The sequence below is a fragment of the Pseudomonas taeanensis MS-3 genome, from assembly GCF_000498575.2.
In the GTDB taxonomy this organism is placed as follows: domain Bacteria; phylum Pseudomonadota; class Gammaproteobacteria; order Pseudomonadales; family Pseudomonadaceae; genus Aquipseudomonas; species Aquipseudomonas taeanensis.
In genome coordinates this window covers 48,897-68,252 of record NZ_AWSQ01000003.1, presented here as the reverse complement: position 1 = coordinate 68,252, position 19,356 = coordinate 48,897, and the positions used below count along the sequence as shown (strand labels likewise).

Here is a 19,356-nt window from a genome sequence, read left to right as displayed (position 1 = left end):
CTTATTGCTCCGTGCTCGCCGGTTCAGTGGCTTCTGCCGACGGCTGCGGGTTAACCCACCAGGTATTCAGGCCGATGTCGTATTGCGGCGTAATTTTCGGATGTTGCAGGCGATTCCAATAGGCCACGCGCCAAGTCTTGATATGCCAGTTGGGAATGACGTAATGGCCCCAGAGCAGCACACGATCCAAGGCTCGGGTGTGGGCGATCAGGCTTTGGCGCGAGTCGGCGTTGATCAGGCCGTCGACCAGCTGATCGATGGCAGGGTCCTTCAAGCCGATAAAGTTACGGCTGCCGGGATTGTCCGCGCTGCTGGAGTGCCAGTACTCGCGTTGCTCATTACCCGGCGAGTTGGATTGGCCGAAACCGCCGACAATCAGGTCAAAATCCCGCGATCGCAGGCGGTTGATGTATTGCGACACGTCGACCCGGCGGATCACCAGTTCCATGCCGAGATCCGCCATGTTGCGTTTGAATGGCAGCAGCACGCGTTCGAACTCGGTTTGCGCAAGGAGGAACTCGAAGCTGACCGGGTTGCCCTCGGCATCGAGCATCTGATCGCCGTCGATACGCCAGCCTGCTTCCTGCAGCAACTGGTAGGCCCGACGTTGCTGTTTGCGAATGATGCCGCTGGCATCGGTGACAGGCACCCGAAACTCTTCGGTAAAAACCTGTGGGGTGATTTTGTCGCGCAACGGCTCGAGGATTTTCAGCTCGTCTGGGCCCGGCAGGCCACTGGAGGCCAGTTCAGAGTTATCGAAATAGCTGTGAGTACGGGTGTAAGCACCGTTGAACAGTTGTTTATTGGCCCATTCGAAATCGAACAGCAAGCCGAGTGCTTCACGCACCCTGGGGTCCTGAAACACCGGACGGCGAATATTGAAGATGAAGCCCTGCATGCCAGTGGGATTATGGTTTTCGATCTCTTCTTTGATCAGTTGGCCATTGGCGACTGCCGGCGTGTCGTAGGCGGTGGCCCAGTTTTTCGCACTGGTTTCCAGCCAGTAGTCGAACTGTCCGGCCTTCAGGGCTTCCAAGGCCACGGTATTGTCGCGGTAGTAGTCGATGCGCATGCTATCGAAGTTGTAGAAACCGCGATTGACCGGCAGATCCTTACCCCACCAGTCAGCGACCCGCTGGTAGCGAATGGAGCGACCGGCTTTGACTTCTGCGACCTTATACGGCCCGCTGCCCAGTGGGATCTCCAGATTGCTTTTGCTGAAGTCGCGCTCGGCCCACCAGTGTTTGGGCAGCACCGGTAGTTGGCCAAGAATCAGCGGCAGTTCACGGTTACCCGCATGCTTGAAGATGAAACGTACTTTCAGCGGGCTCTCGACCTCGACTTTGTCGACATCGGCGTAGTAGCCGCGGTAGGTGGGTGAGCCCTGGGTCATCAGGGTCTCGAAGGTAAACTTGACGTCTTCTGCGGTCACCGGCAGGCCATCATGAAAGCGTGCTTCGGGGCGCAGGTAGAAGCGCACCCAGGCATTATCCGGGGCTTTTTCAATTTTTTCGGCGAGCAGGCCGTATTCGGTGAAGGGCTCGTCCAGGCCATGACGAGTAAGGGTGTCGTAGATCAAGCCGATATCGTCGGCAGACACACCTTTATTGATGAACGGGTTGAGACTGTCAAAACCGCCAAAACCAGCCTGGCGGAAGTTACCGCCTTTCGGTGCATCGGGGTTGACGTAGTCGAAGTGCTGGAAATCGGCGGGGTACCTGGGGGGCTCGCCATATAGGGTCAGCGCATGCTTGGGCGCAGCCTGAGTCAGGCTGGCCAGGCCGAGCAGTAGCAGGCTGCTAGCGTGCAAAAAACTGCGCAGCGGATGGGTCATCGAGCATTCTCCGAGGATTGCAGCCACCACGTGCGCAGGCCCAGGGTGTAGGGCGGCGTGGTGACGAAGGCGAAGCGGTTACGGTACGCCAGGCGGTGATAATTGATGTACCAATTGGGAATGGTGTAGTGCTGCCAGAGCAGTACGCGGTCGAGGGCTCGAGTCGCAGCAATCTGCTCATCGCGGGTCTTGGCTGACAGCAGTTTGTCGAGCAAGGCGTCGACCACCGGATGGCTGACACCGGCATAATTCTTGCCACCCTTGAGCTTGGCTTGGCTGGAGTGGAAGTACAGCGATTGCTCCAGACCAGGGCTGAGAGTTTGCGGCAAGGTCAGCAAAATCATGTCGAAGTCGAATTGATCCAATCGCTGTTTGTACTGAGCCCGGTCGACGGTGCGCAGATTGGCTTCAATGCCGATGCGTGTAAGGTTCTCGGTGTAGGGTTGGAGAATCCGCTCCAGGTTTGGATTGACCAGCAGGATCTCCAGACGCAACGGTTCGCCTTGCTGATTTAGCAGACGTTGTCCCGAAGGTTTCCAGCCAGCGTCGGCCAATAGACCGAGGGCGCGGCGCAAGGTTTCTCGCGGGATGCCATGGCCATCGGTTTGCGGCATTGCAAAGGGCTCGGTGAACAGGCGAGCCGGCAGCTGTTTACGGTAAGGCGAAAGCAGCAGCCACTCCGCGCCTTCAGGCTTGCCGGTGGCGGAAAACTCGCTGTTGGGGTAGTAACTCTTGGCCCGGGTGTAGGAGTTGTTGAATAACGCGCGGTTGCTCCACTCGAAATCGAACATCAGCCCCAACGCTTCACGCACCTTGCGCTGGGCGAAAGCCGGGCGACGGGAATTGATGAACAGTGCCTGGGTTTGCGTGGGGATCTGATGCGGTATTTCGGCACGGATCACCTCGCCGCGTGCAACCGCCGGGAAGTTGTAGCCATTTGCCCAGTTCTTGGCCTGCTGCTCGATGTAGAAGTCGAACTCGCCGGCCTTGAACGCCTCAAACGAGACGTGGCTGTCGCGATAGAACTCCACCTCGACGCGATCGAAATTGTACTTGCCGCGATTAACCGGCAGCTGCTCGCCCCACCAGTCTTTGACTCGCTCGAAGGTCAGGCTGCGACCTGGGCTGACCTGGGTGATGCGATAGGGCCCGCTGCCAAGTGGCGGCTCGTAGGTGGTGGCCTTGAAGTCGCGGTCTTTCCAGTAATGTTGCGGCAGCACCGGCAATTCACCGAGGCGCAGAATCAATAGCGGGTTACCCGAGCGCTTGAACACGAAGCGGATACGGTGGCGGTTGAGGATGTCAACGCGCTTCACTTCCTGCAGGTTGGTGCGGTACTGCGGGTGGCCCTGCTTAAGTAGCAGGCGGTAGGAAAACGCTACGTCATAGGCGGTGATCGGCTTGCCGTCGTGGAAGCGTGCCTGTGGACGCAGGTTGAACACCACCCAGCTGCGGTCGTCGCTGTATTCGATCGACTTGGCGATCAGTCCGTAACTCGACGCTGGCTCATCACCTGATGGGTCGTAGATGCCGGTGCCGGCCATCAGTGTCTCATTCAGGCCGGTCACGCCGTATTGCAGAAAGTTGGCCGTAGAAATCGGACTGGTGCCCTTGAGGGCGTAGTGATTGAGCGTATCGAAACTGCCTGCCCCCATCATCCGCAGAGTCCCGCCTTTAGGTGCGGCGGGATTGACCCAGTCGAAATGGGTGAAGCTGGCGGGATATTTGAGCGTGCCGAACTGAGCATAACCGTGGCTTTCGCGAACGATCGCCAATGCGGGAAAGCTGATGGCCAAGCTGAGGAACAGCGAGAGGAGGGGACGTATCAAGTGAAAGATCCGATCCGTGGCGGCTTTTAGGCTTCTAGTCCGGTACAGTAACAGCTTGTATCCGCTGGAAAAAGACCAAGCCTGATTGCGAGTCGAGGCGGTGATTTGACACTCTTGGAATAAATCATAACGAGGCCATGATCTTGGGGACACGTAGCCATGGATTGCAGTCATGGATTGATCGCGTAAACGAAGCCGAACTGCCCGCGCTTGCCGCCGTGGTGCAGGATTTACACCGGCTGGCCCAGGAAGAAAAATCTTCGGTCAAGCAGTTGGCCGACGTCTTGTTGCGCGATGCGTCGCTGACCTCCAAGGTCCTGCGTGTGGCCAATAGTGTGTATTACAACCCTTCGCAAGAAACCATTCGCACTATTTCACGAGCTATCGTGTTGATCGGTTTCGACAATGTGCGCCTGATTGGCCTGTCGGTCAGTCTGATCGATGGCTTGCTGACCCGCGCTCCGCGAGAGCAGTTGCAAGAGTTGTTGGCGCGTTCTTTTCATTCCGCCGTTCAGGCCCGCAATCTAGCCGGTTATGTCCTTTCCAGGCATGAGGAGGAAGTGTTTATCGCAGCCTTGCTCTATCACATGGGTGAGTTGGCCTTCTGGGGCTGTGGCGGTGAGCAAACTGATGAGCTCGCCAGCGCTTTGGCGCAGCCTGGTGTGAATGCAGATGAGGCTGTGCGTGCTGTACTTGGCACGAGCTTTCGGCAATTGACCCAGGGCCTTGTGAAGGATTGGAATCTAGGTGCCATCGTCAGTCTGGCGCATAATGCTGCTAACCATAATGACCCAGCGGTACGCGCCGTCAGTCTGGGTATGCAGATTGGCGAGGCGGCGTTGCAGGGCTGGGATTCACCGGTCATGGAGCGATTGGTCGAGCAAGTAGCCGACTTTATCGGAGTGTCTGCCGAGGAGGCCATGCAGCAAGTGTTGGCCAGCGCCGATGAGGCGGTGAAAGTGGCTGCGACCTTCGGCGCCAGTAAGTTGTGCCGGCTGATCCCGAACACCGACCCCGAGCAGATTCGCGTGCAGCAGGAGCAGCGTAAGGCGAAGCTGTTAGAGCCAAATTTGCTGATTTTGCAGCAAGCCCTGCAAGAGCTTGGCTTGATGGCGTCGCAGCGAGCGGACGTCGGGCTGATTCTCGATACATTGCTCAACGGCTTGCACCAAGGCGCTGGCCTGGAGCGTGTGATGTTGGTGGTGCTGGCCGATGGACAAAGCTGTTTTCGCGCTAAACGGGTGGTTGGTGAAGGCACCGAAGACTGGCTGAACGACTTCGTGCTGCCGGTCCAGCAGTCTGAGCAGCCGCATATTTTCAGTTATGTCTTGCGCAACAAAGAGGCGTTATGGATGGGGGTGCCGGCTAGTTATAGTTTGAATGAACTGGTCACCCAACCGATCCGCCAGAGCCTGGGGCAAGGCATGTTCTTCGTTGCCCCGCTTTTGGCGGGGACCCGTCAGATCGGGGTGCTGTATGCCGACAGTCGGGTATCCGGGCGTGCGCTGAAGCATGAGCAGTTTGTCGCCTTTCAGCGCTTTACTCAACTTACCGGGCGCTGCTTACAAGCACTGACCAAGCGTGGCTAATCAGTGCGGCAGGTATAGCGTCAGGGTCTGACCCGGCTTGAGGGCGCTGCTGGTTTCTGGGTTCCAGCTGCGCAGGTTTTTCAGCTGTACTTTGTGACGCTTGGCGATAAGCGAGAGCGAGTCGCCTTTGCGCACTTTGTAGTAGCTCGTGCTTCTGCGCTGACCGTTAGCGGCGAGCGGTGCACTGCCACCGCGTAGCGCCAGAGTTTGTCCGGCCCTCAGGTTGTTGCCGGTGAGTTGGTTCCAGCGCCGTACATCCTTGACTGAGACTTTATGCGCCTTGGCGATCTGCCACAGGCTGTCACCGTTTTTCACCCGATAGGTACGGGGCGGGGTTTCGCGAGTGGCGACGTTCTGCGCAGTCGCTTGATTGGCTTGCGAGGGAATGCTCAGCACCTGGCCGATGCGCAAGCGATTGCTTGAGAGTTTGTTGAGGTCCTTGAGCGCACTGACCGTCAGCTGATAGCGGTTGGCGATCACATGCAGACTGTCGCCGGAGCGCACAGTGTACTGCTGCCAGTTGAGCAGCTCCTGAGGCTTCATCGATGCCAGGGTGGCGACCAGTGTTTCGGCTTCGGTGGCTGGTACCAGCAGATGCTGTGGCCCGTCCAGGGTAATGCGCTTCTTAAAGGCCGGGTTGAGCTGATACAGCACGTCTTCATCCAGGTCGGCCAACTCAGCAACACGTGTCAGGTCCACGCCTTTCTTGACAGCGATCTGCTCGAAATAGGGTTCATTGGCGATGGGGTTGAGGCTGACGCCGTAGGCTTGGGGGGTCAACACCACTTGCGACAGTGCCAGCAGTTTGGGCACGTAGTTTTGCGTCTCGCGCGGCAAGGACAGGTTCCAGTAGTCGGTCGGCAGGCCCAGTTTCTCATTGCGCTCGATGGCGCGGCTCACCCGGCCTTCGCCGGCATTGTAGGCGGCGAGCGCGAGCAGCCAGTCACCGTTGAACATCTCATGCAGGCGTGACAGGTAGTTCATGGCCGCATTGGTCGATGCCATGACATCGCGGCGACCGTCATACCAGCTGGTCTGACGCAGGTTGAAATAGCGGCCGGTAGAGGGAATGAACTGCCACAATCCGACGGCATTGGCCGATGAATAGGCGAAGGGGTTGTAGGCGCTTTCGATCATTGGCAGTAGTGCCAGCTCCATCGGCATACCGCGCTCTTGCAGGCGCTCGACGATGTAGTGGATGTAAGGGCTGCTGCGCTCACCGACCTTTTCTACAAACGAGGGGTTGCTGACGAACCACAGGCGCTGCTGCTCAATGCGTGGATGGATGCCGATTTCATCTTGCAGTTGGTAGCCGGCGCGGACCACATCCCAGATGTCCTCGGGCTCTTCGGGTTTGACGTTAGTGGTCAGCCATTCGGGTTCTTGCTGCAGCTTCACGACCGGATGGGGGGCATGAGTCCGGTTGTTACCCGTGCTCTGACAGCCGACCAGCGTGGCACAGAACAGCACCAGTAGGGTTTGGCTGTTGAGTAACAATGCCTTTGAATTCAATATCTTGCGTAATAATAAAGGCATTGGTCGGTGAGTTCTTCCCGGCGAAAAGGTCGGGCGATTCTAGGAACCGTGACCAGGCTGGTCAAGTTTTAACCAGTCTTTTTGGGCGTTTGTCGACCTTTCAGAAGTTATCTTTCCAGGCCCGCAGGCCGGCAAACACCTCGCTTGGCGAGCGATTCCTGGTGCCGTCCCGTTCGTCTATTTTTTCTTTAATAGATGTTTCGGCACTGCGCAGGAAGGGGTTGGTTGCGCGTTCAAGGGCCAAGGTGGAAGGCAGGCTGATCTGTCCTGCCTCGCGCCAGGCGCTGACCTCGAGTAGACGCTGGGCAACTTCCGGGTTGTTCGGTTCGGCTGCTTGGGCAAAGCGCAGATTGCTCAGGGTGTATTCGTGGGTGCAATAGACCAGGGTCTGCGCCGGCAGGGCGGCCAGGCGGCTCAGTGAATCGTGCATCTGCTCGGCAGTGCCTTCGAATAAGCGCCCACAACCGGCCGCGAACAAGGTGTCGCCGCAGAACAGCCAATGCTGAACGGCCTGGTAGTAAGCGATATGGCCCAGGGTATGCCCGGGGACTTCGGTGACGTCAAAGATGTGGCCGAGGACTTCGACCCGATCTCCTTCGCCGAGTGCCAGGTCACGCGCAGGAATGTTTTCCTTTGCCGGCCCGAGGACTCGCGCGCCAGTCGCTGCCTTGAGCTGCGCTACGCCACCGACATGATCGTGGTGGTGGTGCGTGATGAGGATATCGCTCAATTGCCAGTCGCGATGTGCAGCCAGCCAGGCCTGTACGGGCGCCGCATCACCTGGATCGACCACGGCACAGCGTCGTCGCTCGAGGTCCTGCAGCAGCCATATATAGTTGTCGGTGAAGGCGGGGAGTGCGTCGATCTTTATCATGATGCAGGTCGCTAAGCGGGTCACAAAGGTGCATCTTAGGCTTCATTGGCACTGACGGCTATGCAGGTACTTCTTATGTCTGATCATCCGTTCGCTCAAGCCGATGGCGATTGGCTCAATTTGATCGCAGCCGCCCGCGGTTGGTTCAATGGCCCGCAGGGGCGGCTGCTGCTCGGCGAAGAACAGCGTTTGCTGGAGAGTGAACTGGCGCGTTTCTTCGGCGGCTATCTGCTGCATTACGGACCCTCCAACCAAAGCGCGCCGGATGCCGGGCAGATTCAGCGCAGTGTGCGGGTCGGCGCTCCCTTCAGTGGGGTGGAGATCGTCTGCGAGGAACAAGCCTGGCCACTGACCGAGTCCGCAGCCGATGTCGTGCTGCTGCAGCACGGCCTTGATTTCAGCCTGTCCCCGCACGGCTTGCTGCGCGAAGCGGCGCGCAGCGTACGCCCGGGTGGGCATCTGTTGGTGGTCGGGATCAACCCGAGGAGTGCTTGGGGGATACGGCATTTGTATGCCCGCGATGCCTTGCGCCAGGCGCGTTGCATTGCGCCCAACCGAGTCTGTGACTGGCTCGACCTGCTGGGTTTCGCGCTGGAGAAACGTCGCTTCGGATGCTATCGTCCGCCGCTTGCTTCCACTGCTTGGCAGGCGCGACTGGCCCCTCTGGAGGCCTGGGGTGGTGCCTGGCAATCGCCGGGTGGCGGCTTCTACCTGTTGGTGGCGCGCAAGCTGGTGATCGGCCTGCGCCCCCTGCGCCAGGCCCGGCGTGAGCCCACGGGCAAATTGGTGCCTATGCCGGTTGCCAAGGTTAGCCGACGAAACGCCGAGCGGTAAATTGAGCCTAGTGGCCTGTGTGGCTAGTTCAATTAGTCAATTTTGGTGTCTGAGGCCCCGATACTGCGTTGCCGCTCCTCGCCATAGCCCGCTATGACTCGTCGCAGCGCCTGGTTTCGGAACCTCAACCATCCGAACTTGAGTTAACCAACTAACCGTACAGGCCACTAGCGGCCGTATTAATTGAGAGACAGGCTCTGCATGAGTGATCAAATCGAGATCTATACCGATGGCGCCTGCAAGGGTAATCCCGGTGTCGGTGGCTGGGGCGCGTTGCTGATTTTCAAAGGCGTGAAAAAAGAACTGTGGGGCGGCGAGGCCGACACCACCAACAACCGCATGGAATTGACCGCGGCGATTCGGGCACTGGCCGAATTGAAACGGGCCTGCGATGTGCTGTTGGTGACTGACTCGCAATACGTCATGCAGGGTATCCAGGACTGGATGCCCAACTGGAAAAAGCGCGGCTGGAAAACTGCGGCCAAGCAGCCGGTGAAGAACGCCGATTTATGGCAGCAACTGGATGAGCAGGTGAATCGTCACACTGTGACCTGGAAGTGGGTGCGTGGGCATACCGGTCATCCCGGCAATGAGCATGCCGACCAACTGGCCAACCGCGGCGTCGATGAAGTGAGGGCAATGAAACATGCGTAGTGTGGTACTGGATACCGAAACCACAGGCATGCCGGTTACCGATGGTCACCGGATCATCGAGATCGGCTGTGTCGAGCTGATGGGACGGCGCCTGACCGGGCGCCACTATCACGTCTACTTGCAGCCCGATCGCGAGATTGACGAGGGTGCCATAGCGGTCCACGGCATCACCAACGAGTACTTGCTGGATAAGCCGCGCTTCAAGGAGGCGGCCGATGAGTTCTTCGAGTTCATCAAGGGCGCGCAGCTGATTATTCATAACGCGGCGTTTGACGTTGGTTTCATCAACAACGAATTTGCCTTGTTGGGGCAGCACGAGCGCGCCGATCTGAGCGAGCACTGCCCGATTCTCGACACCTTGATGTTGGCCCGTGGACGGCATCCGGGCCAGCGCAACAGCCTCGATGCGCTGTGCAAACGCTATGACGTCGACAACTCAGGGCGCGATCTACACGGCGCCTTGCTCGATGCCGAGATTCTCGCCGACGTCTACCTGGCCATGACCGGCGGCCAGACCCACCTGTCCCTGGCCGGCGATGGTTCTGAAGGCGATGGCAATGCCCAGCAACCCAGCGCTATCCGCCGTTTGCCGGCCGAGCGCCAGCGCACGCGGATTATCCAGGCCAGTGCCGCGGAGTTGGCCGAGCATGCCGCCCGTCTGGCGTTGATTGAAAAGTCCGCCGGCGCACCGTCGTTGTGGGCACAGTTGGAGCAGGCCAAGGCCGAGGGCTGAGAACCGGGGCGCTATGCGCTCTGACTCTCCGCACAGAAAAACGCCCAGGTGCCGTAAGGCATCTGGGCGTTTTGCTTCAGGCGAAGCTCGGCTTTGCCGATGTACCCCTCCTTCATTGCTAAGAGAGGGGCTTGCTTCTACTTGCCTCAATAGCCACTCAGTCGAATACGATGCCCTGCGCTAATGGCAGCTCGCGGGAGTAGTTGACTGTGTTGGTCTGCCGACGCATGTAGGCCTTCCAGGCGTCGGAACCGGACTCGCGTCCGCCACCGGTTTCCTTCTCGCCGCCGAAGGCACCACCGATTTCCGCACCGTTGGTGCCGATGTTGACGTTGGCGATGCCGCAGTCGCTGCCGGCGGCACTCTGGAACTGCTCGGCTTCGCGCAGGTCGGTGGTGAACACGCAGGACGACAACCCCTGGGGCACTTCATTGTTCAGGCGCAGCGCCTGATCGAAGTCCTGGTAGCTGATCACGTAGAGGATCGGCGCGAAGGTTTCGTGGCGTACCACCTCGCTCTGGCCGGGCATCTCGACGATTGCCGGGGCGACGTAATAGGCATTCGGGAACTGCTCGGCCAGCTGGCGCTCGCCGCCAAATACCTGGCCGCCTTCCTTGCGCGCCTGGCTCAGGGCGCCCTGCATGGCTTCATAGGCGTGCTGGTCGATCAGCGGACCGACCAGGTTGCCTTCCAGCGGATGGCCGATGCGCACCTTGGCGTAGGCCACCTTGAGGCGGGCGATGATTTCGTCCTTCACCGACTCGTGGGCGATCAGCCGGCGCAGGGTGGTGCAGCGTTGTCCGGCGGTACCGACTGCGCCGAACAGGATGGCGCGCACGGCCATGTCCAGGTCCGCGCTGGGGGTGAGGATCATGGCATTGTTGCCGCCCAGTTCGAGAATGCTGCGGCCGAAGCGCGCGGCTACTCGCGGACCGACTTCGCGGCCCATACGGGTACTGCCGGTGGCGCTGATCAGGGCGACGCGCGGGTCGTCGACCAGGGCTTCACCGGCGTCGCGGTCGCCGATGATCAGCTGGCTGAGGCCCTCGGGGGCATCGCCGAAGGCTTGCAGCGCCTGTTCGAACAGGGCCTGACAGGCGAGGGCGGTCAACGGCGTCTTTTCCGACGGTTTCCAGATCACCGCATCGCCGCAGACCAGCGCCAGGGTGGTGTTCCAGGCCCAAACCGCGACCGGGAAGTTGAAGGCACTGATCACCCCGACCACGCCTAGCGGCTGCCAGGTCTCGCGCATATGGTGGCCAGGACGCTCGGAGGCGATGGTCAGACCATAGAGTTGGCGCGACAGGCCGACCGCGAAATCGCAGATGTCGATCATTTCCTGCACTTCGCCCAGGCCTTCCTGGGTGATCTTGCCGGCTTCCCAGGACACCAGCTCGCCGAGGTCAGCCTTGTGCTTGCGCAGTACTTCGCCGAACAGGCGGATCAGCTCACCACGACGCGGCGCCGGAACCGTGCGCCAGGCTTGGAAGGCCTGGTCGGCGCGTTGGATTTTCGCCTGCACTGCCGCGCGATCTTCCAGGGTGACCGAAGCAATTTGGCTGCCGTCGATGGGGGTGTGAACCGGGTAGTTACCACTCTCTACGGCCTGGGCGTTAACCCCGAGGCGACTCAGAAGTCCGTCAACCATGGTCCTCTCCTGTTTCTGCTAGTGGTTGAAAATAATCATCCGGATCAGTATTAATCCTCTGGCTGGCGTGCAGCAAGCGAGCATTATTCGCCATGTCATTCCTTCGATTCATCAAATCGTCGCCAGTGAGCCTGTGGCCCGGGTCGATTTCTACAACCTGTGACCCGGCTATTAGCTAGCTAATCGCTTCTTAGTCTTTGCGAGATTGTTCATGTCCAAACGCCTGATGCCCTCGATGACCGCCCTGCAATGCTTCGAGGCGGTGGCCCGTCACCTGAGCTTTACCCGCGCCGCCGAAGAGCTGTTTCTGACCCAGAGCGCGGTGAGTAAACAGGTCGCGCAACTGGAGGAGATGCTCCAGCACCTGCTGTTCCGCCGCATTCGTCGGCGCCTGCAATTGACCCCGGCCGGCTCGCTGTACCTGACCGAGGTGAACAAGATCCTCAAGCAGGTGGAGATGTCCACTCACTATATCCTCTCCTACGGCGGCGAAACCGAGGTGCTCAAGGTCGCCACCCAGCCTACTTTCGGCGCGCGCTGGTTGATTCCGCACCTAAAGGGCTTCGGCGCGGCCAATCCAAATATCCATCTGGATATTCGCAACGAACTGGAACCTTTTGACTTGCTCCAGGCGCGAGCCGACGTGGTGTTCTTCTTCGGTCAGGGCACCTGGCCGGGGGCCGAGTGCATCGAGCTGTTCGGCGAGCAGATGGTGCCGGTCTGCGCCCCGGATATCCTGCCAGCAACGCCACTGGACAGTGCCCTGCAACTGAGCGACAGAGTCTTGTTGCAGTGCGCCTCAAGGCCTGCGGCCTGGCATGAGTGGTTCGAGGGGCTGGGTCTGCAGACCGAGCGCAGCTACCACGGCCCGCGCTTCGAAACCTTCTATATGTGCATTCGTGCCGCCCAGTCCGGCTGCGGGGTGGCGCTGGTGCCACGTTTTCTGGTGGAGGACGAGTTGACCGAAGGCAAGTTGGTTATTCCCTGGGACCACCCGATGCTCAGTGCCGGCGCGCACTTCCTTGCCTACGCCGAGCATGCCGCCGAAGTGCCGAAGATTCGTAGTTTCGTGAAGTGGATCGAGGGCCAGGTCAGGCTGGAGCGGGGCGTGGCCTGAGCGGATGCAGTCGGTCCGGGCGATTGAGTTAGGGCCGGTGCACTGCCGGCTATGCTGAAGGGCCGCGTCGGCTGATGAAGTAAGGCGGAAAAAAAGGAATAAAAGGCGCGTTTTTTTTCGTTTGTCACCCAGCTTCATCTCTCGCTTTCATAGTGGCTCAGTCAATCAGGCCCAGAGAGCTCCGCCATGCCCGCACGCGAGATTGCTTACCGACGTTCCGCTTCGCTCCGCCAGCTGCCAGCACAGAGGGCCTGCGCATGAGCCAGGCGCCGATCAGCAACGCCCTGGGCATCGTCCACCCCATTACCCTGAGTCACGGGCGCAATGCCGAGGTCTGGGACACCAGCGGCAACCGCTATATCGACTTCGTTGGTGGTATCGGCGTACTCAACCTCGGCCATTGCCACCCAAGGATCGTCGAGGCGGTGCGCGAGCAGGCCGGCAAACTGACCCACTCGGCGTTCAATGCCGTGCCCCACGCCGGCTATGCCCAGCTGATGGAGGCGCTGAGCCGGTTTATTCCGGTCAGCTATGCGCTGTCCGGCATGCTCACCAACAGCGGTGCGGAGGCGGCGGAGAACGCCCTGAAAATCGTCCGTGCGGCGACCGGACGTACCGCGGTGATCGCCTTCGATGGCGGTTTCCACGGCCGTACTCTGGCCACCCTCAACCTCAACGGCAAAGTCGCACCGTACAAGCAGAAGGTCGGAAACCTGCCGGGGCCGGTCTATCACCTGCCGTATCCCAGCGCCGACAATGAGGTGACCCGCGAGCAAGCATTGGCAGCCATGGAGCGGCTGTTCAGCGTGGAGATCGACAAGGCCGAGGTGGCCTGCTTTATCGTCGAGGCGGTGCAGGGTGAGGGCGGCTTCCAGGCCCTGGACGCCGGCTTTGCCCAGGACCTGCGGCGCTTCTGCGACCAACACGGCATCCTGCTGATCATCGACGAGATTCAGTCCGGCTTCGGCCGTACCGGTCAGCGCTTCGCCTTCAGTCGCCTGGGCATCGAGCCGGACCTGCTGCTGCTGGGCAAGAGCATGGCCGGCGGCCTGCCGTTGGCCGCGGTGGTTGGTCGTCGTGAATTGATGGACGCGCTGCCCAAGGGTGGGCTGGGCGGCACCTACTCGGGCAACCCGCTCGCCTGCGCCGCCGCGCTGGTCAGCCTGGAGGAGATGAGCGACGCCAACCTGGCGACCTGGGGCGAGTTGCAGGAGAGCACCATTCGCGCGCGTTACCAGGCGTGGCAGAGCGCGTCCTGGGGGGGGGGCATCGGTCGCCTGAGCGGGGTCGGCGCCATGCGCGGGATCGAGTTGCGTAGTGCCGAGGGTGGGCCGGGTAGCGAGCGTCTCGCCAGCCTGCTGACCAACGCCCGCCAGCAGGGTCTGCTGTTGATGCCCAGCGGCAAGCACCGACACATCATCCGTCTGCTGGCGCCGCTGACCTGCGAACGCGAACTGCTGGAGGAGGGCTTCGATATCTTCGAGCGCTGCCTGGCCGAGTTGGACTGAGGTCATGCTCGCCTGAAGCGATCCGCCGACTACAGTGGCGCTTGTATCAGCGATTATTCCCGTCGTAGCCAGATCATACCTATGGATTGGCAGGTGCTGCTGGGGGGGGGCTACGGTGCTTTGGCGACTGAGGATCGTCGCTCAGGCCGGGGCAGGTGGATGTGTCGCCGTGGCGGCGCCGGTTGTCTAGAAAGTTTGCGGCGACTATCTGGTCAGCTTGCGACCGCCAAGTCCCTCGCGGAGACCCTTATGCACCCCCTGAGAGAAAGCCTGCACGATGAGCTGCATGCGCGTCCGTCGATCTATTTCGAGGGTCCGGCGCATGTCTACCATTTCGCCTTGCTGGACGACGGTAAATCCCTGGATGGCATCATCCAGCAGCTCGGCGAGCAGGCCGTCGGCCAAGGGCACGATGCAGCGCGGCACGGCTTGCTGCGCCTGGCCGGGCACCCGTGCAAGTGGGAGCGCCACAGCGAGTTTCTGTCCCTGACCTGGGTGGTGCCGCGCAGTTCGGACAGTTCGCATTGGCTCGACCTGCCGCAGCCGCTGCGCGGCGTGCTCGACGCCAATCGGGCCTTGATCATCAACGCCCTGGTGATTCTGGTCGAGGAGGCGCAAGACGGGGTGCTTGACCCCGGCGACTATGGCTTCAAAGACCCGGCGGGCTCGCATATCGGCGGTGGCGATGCCACGGTCTGGAGTGATTTCCGCCTGTCGGCGCTGGGCTTCAATCGCATGCTGCTGGTCAATCGCAGGCTGAATGCCTACCGGCTGGGGCGGATGATTCGTCGCCTGGTGGAGATCGAGACCTACCGCATGCTGGCGTCCCTGGGGTTGCCCACGGCCCAGGAACTCAGCGCCACCCTGCAGGAACTGGATCGCGGGCTGATCGGCATCGCCGAGGGCAATGCCAGCGTGGGTAACAGCGAGGCCAAGGTACTGCTGGATTCTCTGACCGAGCTGTCGGCGCGACTGATGCGTTGCTCGGCCGCCTGTCGGCCGCGCTTCAGTGCCACCGAAGCCTATGCGCAGATCGTCTTCGAGCGAATCGGCGAGCTGCGCGAAAGTCATGTCGGCGGCAATCAGCGCCTTGGTGTGTTTATCGAGCGGCGTTTCAAACCCAGCGTGCGGTACTGCGCAGCCACCGAGAAACGCCTGGACCGCCTGGCCGCCGGCATCGCCAACCTGGGTGAGCTGTTGCAGGCCAAGGCCCAGGTGGAGGTGGAGGAGCAGAACTCGAAGATTCTCGAGAGCCTGAACGCGCGCACCAGCACCCAGCTGAAGATCCAGAAGGCGGTCGAGGGCTTCTCGCTGATCGCCATCAGCTACTACCTGATCGGCTTGCTCAAGATGACTCTCGAGGGGCTGACGGCGCTCGGTTCGCCGCTCTCCAGCAAGTTGCTGTTCGTCCTGCTGGCGCCGCTGTTCATCTTTACTCTGTACCGGCTGGCGCGGCGCCTGAAGCAGGCGGCGCATCACTAGCAGGATGAGTGTCGACCACCAGGGTCGGCTGCTGACGGGATGACGGATACCCCGGTGCTGATCTCGGTGGATTCGTTTAGGGAATGACCAGAAGAGGATTAGTCGTTTGAAAGGGGCTTTTCAGCTCGCCAGAATGTTTCGCATGAAAGACTGGAATGCCAACCCCGGTGGAGACATCCAGTCACTGTGATCAGGTGATGCAAGGAGTCGAGTTCCCATGAGCGTTCAAGCGGCCGTCAACCCGGGTGCGTTGGTTCATCCCGATGAGATTCGTGCGCAGTTTTCCCGCGCCATGTCTGCCCTGTACAAGGCCGAGGTGCCGCTCTACGGCACGCTGCTGGAGCTGGTCGGCGAGGTCAATCGGCGCACCCTGGAGCAGGACCCGGCGCTCGCCGAAAGGTTGCGCCTGACTGGTGAGCTCAAGCGTCTCGACATGGAGCGCCACGGCGCCATCCGCTTGGGCAGCGCCGCCGAGCTGGCGACCATGCGCCGGCTGTTCGCGGTAATGGGCATGTACCCGGTGGGCTACTACGACCTGGCGTGCGCCGGGGTGCCAGTGCATTCCACAGCCTTTCGCGCCATTCATGAAGCCTCGCTGCAACACAGCCCGTTCCGCGTGTTCACTTCGTTGCTGCGCCTCGAGCTGATCGATAACCAGGAATTGCGCGAACTGGCCGCGGCGATTCTGGCCCGGCGCACGATCTTCACCCCGCGCGCGCTGCAACTGATCGAGCAGGCCGAGCGGGTCGGCGGTCTTCAGCCGGACGAGGCGACGGAGTTCGTCGAACAGGCCCTGGAGACCTTCCGCTGGCATCGCGAGGCCACCGTCAGCGCGGTGCAGTACCAGCAGCTGAGCGATCAGCACCGGCTGATCGCTGATGTGGTGGCGTTCAAGGGCCCGCATATCAACCACCTGACCCCGCGTGCCCTGGATATCGACGCGGTGCAGGCCGCCATGCCGGGGCGTGGCATCAGCTCGAAAGCGGTGGTCGAAGGCCCTCCGCCACGCCACTGTGCGATCCTGCTGCGGCAGACCAGCTTCAAGGCCTTGCGCGAGCCGGTGGCCTTTATCGAGGCGGATGGCAGCATGGCGCTCGGCAGCCACAGCGCACGTTTCGGCGAGATCGAGCAGCGTGGCGTGGCCCTGACCGGCAAAGGTCGCGCGCTGTATGACCAGCTGCTCAATGCCAGTCGCGAGGCCAGCCAGGGCGCACCGAACGAGGACAATGCCGCGAGCTATATGCGGCTGCTCGACCAGCACTTCGCCGATTTTCCGGATCAGCCTGACGAGTTGCGTCGCCAGGGCCTGGCCTACTTCCGCTACTTTGTCAGTGATCTGGGCCTGGCCGCCAAGGCCAGGGGCGAGCTGGCAAGCGGTCTGGAGGCGTTGCTTGCGGCCGGTCAGTTGCGTTGCGAGCCGCTGGTGTATGAGGACTTCCTTCCAGTCAGCGCCGCCGGGATCTTCCAGTCCAACCTGGGCGAGCAGTCGTCAGCCCGCTATGCGCAATCGTCCAACCGCGAGGCGTTCGAACGCGACCTTGGTGCGCCGGTACTCGACGAGCTGGCGCTCTACGCCGACAGTCAACAACGCTCGTTGGAGTACTGTGCGGAGCAACTGGGCCTGGCAACGCTGAGCTGAATTTCGCCTGTTGCAGCAATTGCCAATCCCCGCCAGCCCTGCTGGCGGGGATTTTTATTGCCTGCGTCGACAACGATTCACACACTGATAGGGGACAATCAGCCCGGTAAGGCGATCCAGCGCGTGAGCAGAGGCGAGCGGTCTCACTTTCACGAGGTTCAGGATCGCCATGGTTCGGGCAGTCAGCCTGCCCATGGGCATCTAGCCGGGAAGGGGGGACGCATGTATCACGGTGAAAAGCTCAACGCCTGGACGCACTTGGTCGGCGCCGTGCTGGCCTTTGTCGGGGCGCTCTGGTTGATCGTGTTGGCCAGCTTGACGGGCGACCCGTGGAAGATCGTCAGTGTGGCGATCTATGGCTTCACCTTACTGCTGCTCTACAGCATCTCGACTGTCTACCACAGCGTGCGGGGGCGCGCGAAGGTGATCATGCGCAAGCTCGATCACTTGTCGATTTACCTGTTGATTGCCGGCAGCTACACGCCGTTTTGCCTGGTGAGTTTGCGCGGCGCCTGGGGTTGGTCGCTGTTCGGCACGGTCTGGGGCTTGGCCCTGATCGGCATGCTGCAAGAGATCAAACCGCGCTCGGAGGCTCGCGTCCTGTCCATCGTGATCTATGCGCTGATGGGCTGGATTGTCCTGGTGGCGGTCAAACCGCTGATTGCCGCGCTGGGCGCTGTGGGTTTTGCCTGGTTGGCGGCGGGCGGCTTCCTGTACACGGTGGGAATCATCTTCTTCGCCTACGACAGCCGCTTTCGTCACTGGCATGGTATCTGGCATCTGTTCGTGGTCGCCGGCAGCGTGCTGCACTTTGTGGCTATCTTGTTGTATGTCCTGTGATGCCACCCTGATCACGCGATGGTGTCGAATGACTTAACTGTTTATGTATACCCGTATGAAACCGGTCCGTGTCAGTGTGGCGGACCCGGTCAGGATGAAGCGCATGTTCAATGGAGTCGGTGATGTACTGGTTTTTTTTCTGGATTAACGTGTTTTTCATCTTGTTGACCCTGCTACCAGCGTGGCGATGTGAGGCGTGGTGGGTCCGCGGTATGGATTTTCCCCGGTTGCAACTGGCGATTTTACTGGCGTTGTTGTTGGCAGTGCAGTTGCTGGTGTTGAATTTGTCTTTGGTTAAAAGTTGGGTTTTGATTTCTGTGAGTGCGACTTGTTTGGCATATCAATTGTGGTGGGTTGTGCCGTACACGCGATTGTTTCCAGTTGAAGTCAAAGCCGCTAAAGATCGAGACCCGCAACGCACTATTCGCGTCATGACCGCTAATGTCTGCACGCCTAATCGACACGTTGAAAAATTAGTTCAGTTAGTGCGAAATAACATGCCGGATGTGTTGGTTACCCTGGAGTCCGATCAGTGGTGGCAGGACAGACTCGCGGTGCTTGAGGATGACTACCCTTACAGCATCAAGTGCCCGCTGGATAATCTGTATGGTATGCATGTCTACTCGAAGCTGAAACTCAGCCAGAGTCAGGTTGAATACCTGGTGGAACCCACTATCCCGTCGATGCATACCTTGATTGAACTGCCTTCGCGGCATCAAATCAGGGTGCATTTCCTACATCCAGCGCCCCCCAGTCCAACTGAGAATGAGGAGTCCACTGAGCGCGATGCGGAGCTGGTAATGGTCGCCCGCAGCGTCGCGGAGTCAGATGAGCCGATAATCGTCACCGGCGACCTCAACGACGTAGCCTGGTCGGCCACCACGCGCCTGTTCCGGAAATTGAGTGGCTTGCTCGATCCACGGGTAGGGCGTGGGATGTTCAATACCTTTCATGCCGGGTACTGGCCAATGCGCTGGCCGCTCGATCACTTGTTTCACAGCGAGCATTTCACCCTGCTGGGTATGCGCCGGCTGCCAGCGTTTGGTTCCGATCACTTCGCCATACTAACTGAGCTTTGTTACGAGCCCGAACGTGAAGTAGAACAAGAAGGCTTGAATGCGACTCCAGCGGATCAACAGTGGGCTGAGGATAAAATGCAGTCGCAAAATGTGACGGAAGCGCAAGTGCCGGAACCCAGGAGCAATGGGCAATGATGGGCCCTTGGGTGCTCGCCGTAAT

15 protein-coding genes are annotated in these 19,356 nt (G+C 60.4%); 10 read left to right on the top strand and 5 right to left on the bottom strand.

Going from position 1 to position 19,356, the window contains the following annotated elements:
• Position 1 precedes the first annotated feature (1 nt).
• Both TMS3_RS12860 and TMS3_RS12855 read right to left on the bottom strand, forming a co-directional pair.
• A complete protein-coding gene (locus TMS3_RS12860) occupies positions 2 to 1,834 on the bottom strand; it encodes an extracellular solute-binding protein (protein WP_025165686.1) in 1,833 nt (610 codons plus the stop codon).
• Complete coding sequence (locus TMS3_RS12855; RefSeq protein WP_025165685.1) at positions 1,831 to 3,660, bottom strand: extracellular solute-binding protein; 1,830 nt, start codon at positions 3,658 to 3,660, stop codon at positions 1,831 to 1,833. The genes TMS3_RS12860 and TMS3_RS12855 overlap by 4 nt, the downstream gene beginning before the upstream one ends.
• Positions 3,661 to 3,800: 140 nt before the next feature.
• On the opposite strand from TMS3_RS12855, the gene TMS3_RS12850 reads away from it, so the two are divergent.
• A complete protein-coding gene (locus TMS3_RS12850; RefSeq protein ID WP_029866330.1) occupies positions 3,801 to 5,252 on the top strand; it encodes an HDOD domain-containing protein in 1,452 nt (483 codons plus the stop codon).
• Here TMS3_RS12850 and TMS3_RS12845 read toward each other — a convergent pair whose 3' ends face one another.
• Positions 5,253 to 6,788: a lytic transglycosylase gene (locus tag TMS3_RS12845; protein ID WP_025165683.1), complete on the bottom strand. Its 1,536-nt coding sequence runs from the start codon at positions 6,786 to 6,788 to the stop codon at positions 5,253 to 5,255.
• Positions 6,789 to 6,888: 100 nt separating this feature from the next.
• Positions 6,889 to 7,662, bottom strand: coding sequence for a hydroxyacylglutathione hydrolase (gloB, locus tag TMS3_RS12840; RefSeq protein ID WP_025165682.1), 774 nt, complete (start codon positions 7,660 to 7,662; stop codon positions 6,889 to 6,891).
• Between the two features lie 75 nt (positions 7,663 to 7,737).
• Between gloB and TMS3_RS12835 the strand changes: the two genes are divergently transcribed.
• From TMS3_RS12835 to dnaQ, 3 genes are all read left to right on the top strand, one after another.
• Positions 7,738 to 8,496: a class I SAM-dependent methyltransferase gene (locus tag TMS3_RS12835; protein ID WP_025165681.1), complete on the top strand. Its 759-nt coding sequence runs from the start codon at positions 7,738 to 7,740 to the stop codon at positions 8,494 to 8,496.
• A gap of 201 nt (positions 8,497 to 8,697) precedes the next feature.
• Positions 8,698 to 9,150, top strand: a complete 453-nt coding sequence (rnhA, locus tag TMS3_RS12830; protein ID WP_025165680.1) for a ribonuclease HI — start codon at positions 8,698 to 8,700, stop codon at positions 9,148 to 9,150.
• Positions 9,143 to 9,883, top strand: a complete 741-nt coding sequence (gene dnaQ / locus TMS3_RS12825) for a DNA polymerase III subunit epsilon (protein WP_025165679.1) — start codon at positions 9,143 to 9,145, stop codon at positions 9,881 to 9,883. Before rnhA ends, dnaQ begins: the two co-directional genes overlap by 8 nt.
• Before the next feature lie 157 nt (positions 9,884 to 10,040).
• Here dnaQ and amaB read toward each other — a convergent pair whose 3' ends face one another.
• Positions 10,041 to 11,531, bottom strand: a complete 1,491-nt coding sequence (gene amaB, locus TMS3_RS12820; protein WP_025165678.1) for an L-piperidine-6-carboxylate dehydrogenase — start codon at positions 11,529 to 11,531, stop codon at positions 10,041 to 10,043.
• A gap of 211 nt (positions 11,532 to 11,742) precedes the next feature.
• On the opposite strand from amaB, the gene TMS3_RS12815 reads away from it, so the two are divergent.
• The 6 genes from TMS3_RS12815 (at position 11,743) to TMS3_RS12790 (ending at position 19,331) form a co-directional block, all read left to right on the top strand.
• Positions 11,743 to 12,648: a LysR family transcriptional regulator gene (locus TMS3_RS12815; protein WP_025165677.1), complete on the top strand. Its 906-nt coding sequence runs from the start codon at positions 11,743 to 11,745 to the stop codon at positions 12,646 to 12,648.
• A gap of 257 nt (positions 12,649 to 12,905) precedes the next feature.
• On the top strand, positions 12,906 to 14,156 hold the full coding sequence (locus tag TMS3_RS12810; RefSeq protein WP_025165676.1) for a 2-aminoadipate transaminase: 1,251 nt from the start codon (positions 12,906 to 12,908) through the stop codon (positions 14,154 to 14,156).
• 249 nt (positions 14,157 to 14,405) lie between these two features.
• Complete coding sequence (locus TMS3_RS12805) at positions 14,406 to 15,638, top strand: DUF3422 domain-containing protein (protein ID WP_025165675.1); 1,233 nt, start codon at positions 14,406 to 14,408, stop codon at positions 15,636 to 15,638.
• 217 nt (positions 15,639 to 15,855) lie between these two features.
• Positions 15,856 to 17,277: a 2-oxoadipate dioxygenase/decarboxylase HglS gene (gene hglS, locus TMS3_RS12800; RefSeq protein WP_025165674.1), complete on the top strand. Its 1,422-nt coding sequence runs from the start codon at positions 15,856 to 15,858 to the stop codon at positions 17,275 to 17,277.
• 222 nt (positions 17,278 to 17,499) lie between these two features.
• Positions 17,500 to 18,117 (top strand): PAQR family membrane homeostasis protein TrhA, encoded by a 618-nt coding sequence (gene trhA / locus TMS3_RS12795; RefSeq protein ID WP_025165673.1) that lies wholly within the window; start codon positions 17,500 to 17,502, stop codon positions 18,115 to 18,117.
• A gap of 122 nt (positions 18,118 to 18,239) precedes the next feature.
• Positions 18,240 to 19,331, top strand: a complete 1,092-nt coding sequence (locus TMS3_RS12790) for an endonuclease/exonuclease/phosphatase family protein (protein ID WP_025165672.1) — start codon at positions 18,240 to 18,242, stop codon at positions 19,329 to 19,331.
• Positions 19,332 to 19,356 lie beyond the last annotated feature (25 nt).

Excerpts from the sequence above, each read along its gene's own strand:
- TMS3_RS12860 (WP_025165686.1), bottom strand. The coding sequence starts at position 1,834 with ATGACCCATCCGCTGCGCAGTTTTTTGCACGCTAGCAGCCTGCTACTG.
- TMS3_RS12850 (WP_029866330.1), top strand. The coding sequence starts at position 3,801 with ATGATCTTGGGGACACGTAGCCATGGATTGCAGTCATGGATTGATCGC.
- TMS3_RS12845 (WP_025165683.1), bottom strand. The coding sequence starts at position 6,788 with ATGCCTTTATTATTACGCAAGATATTGAATTCAAAGGCATTGTTACTC.
- gloB (WP_025165682.1), bottom strand. The coding sequence starts at position 7,662 with ATGATAAAGATCGACGCACTCCCCGCCTTCACCGACAACTATATATGG.
- TMS3_RS12835 (WP_025165681.1), top strand. The coding sequence starts at position 7,738 with ATGTCTGATCATCCGTTCGCTCAAGCCGATGGCGATTGGCTCAATTTG.
- rnhA (WP_025165680.1), top strand. The coding sequence starts at position 8,698 with ATGAGTGATCAAATCGAGATCTATACCGATGGCGCCTGCAAGGGTAAT.
- dnaQ (WP_025165679.1), top strand. The coding sequence starts at position 9,143 with ATGCGTAGTGTGGTACTGGATACCGAAACCACAGGCATGCCGGTTACC.
- amaB (WP_025165678.1), bottom strand. The coding sequence starts at position 11,531 with ATGGTTGACGGACTTCTGAGTCGCCTCGGGGTTAACGCCCAGGCCGTA.
- TMS3_RS12815 (WP_025165677.1), top strand. The coding sequence starts at position 11,743 with ATGTCCAAACGCCTGATGCCCTCGATGACCGCCCTGCAATGCTTCGAG.
- TMS3_RS12810 (WP_025165676.1), top strand. The coding sequence starts at position 12,906 with ATGAGCCAGGCGCCGATCAGCAACGCCCTGGGCATCGTCCACCCCATT.
- TMS3_RS12805 (WP_025165675.1), top strand. The coding sequence starts at position 14,406 with ATGCACCCCCTGAGAGAAAGCCTGCACGATGAGCTGCATGCGCGTCCG.
- hglS (WP_025165674.1), top strand. The coding sequence starts at position 15,856 with ATGAGCGTTCAAGCGGCCGTCAACCCGGGTGCGTTGGTTCATCCCGAT.
- trhA (WP_025165673.1), top strand. The coding sequence starts at position 17,500 with ATGTATCACGGTGAAAAGCTCAACGCCTGGACGCACTTGGTCGGCGCC.
- TMS3_RS12790 (WP_025165672.1), top strand. The coding sequence starts at position 18,240 with ATGTACTGGTTTTTTTTCTGGATTAACGTGTTTTTCATCTTGTTGACC.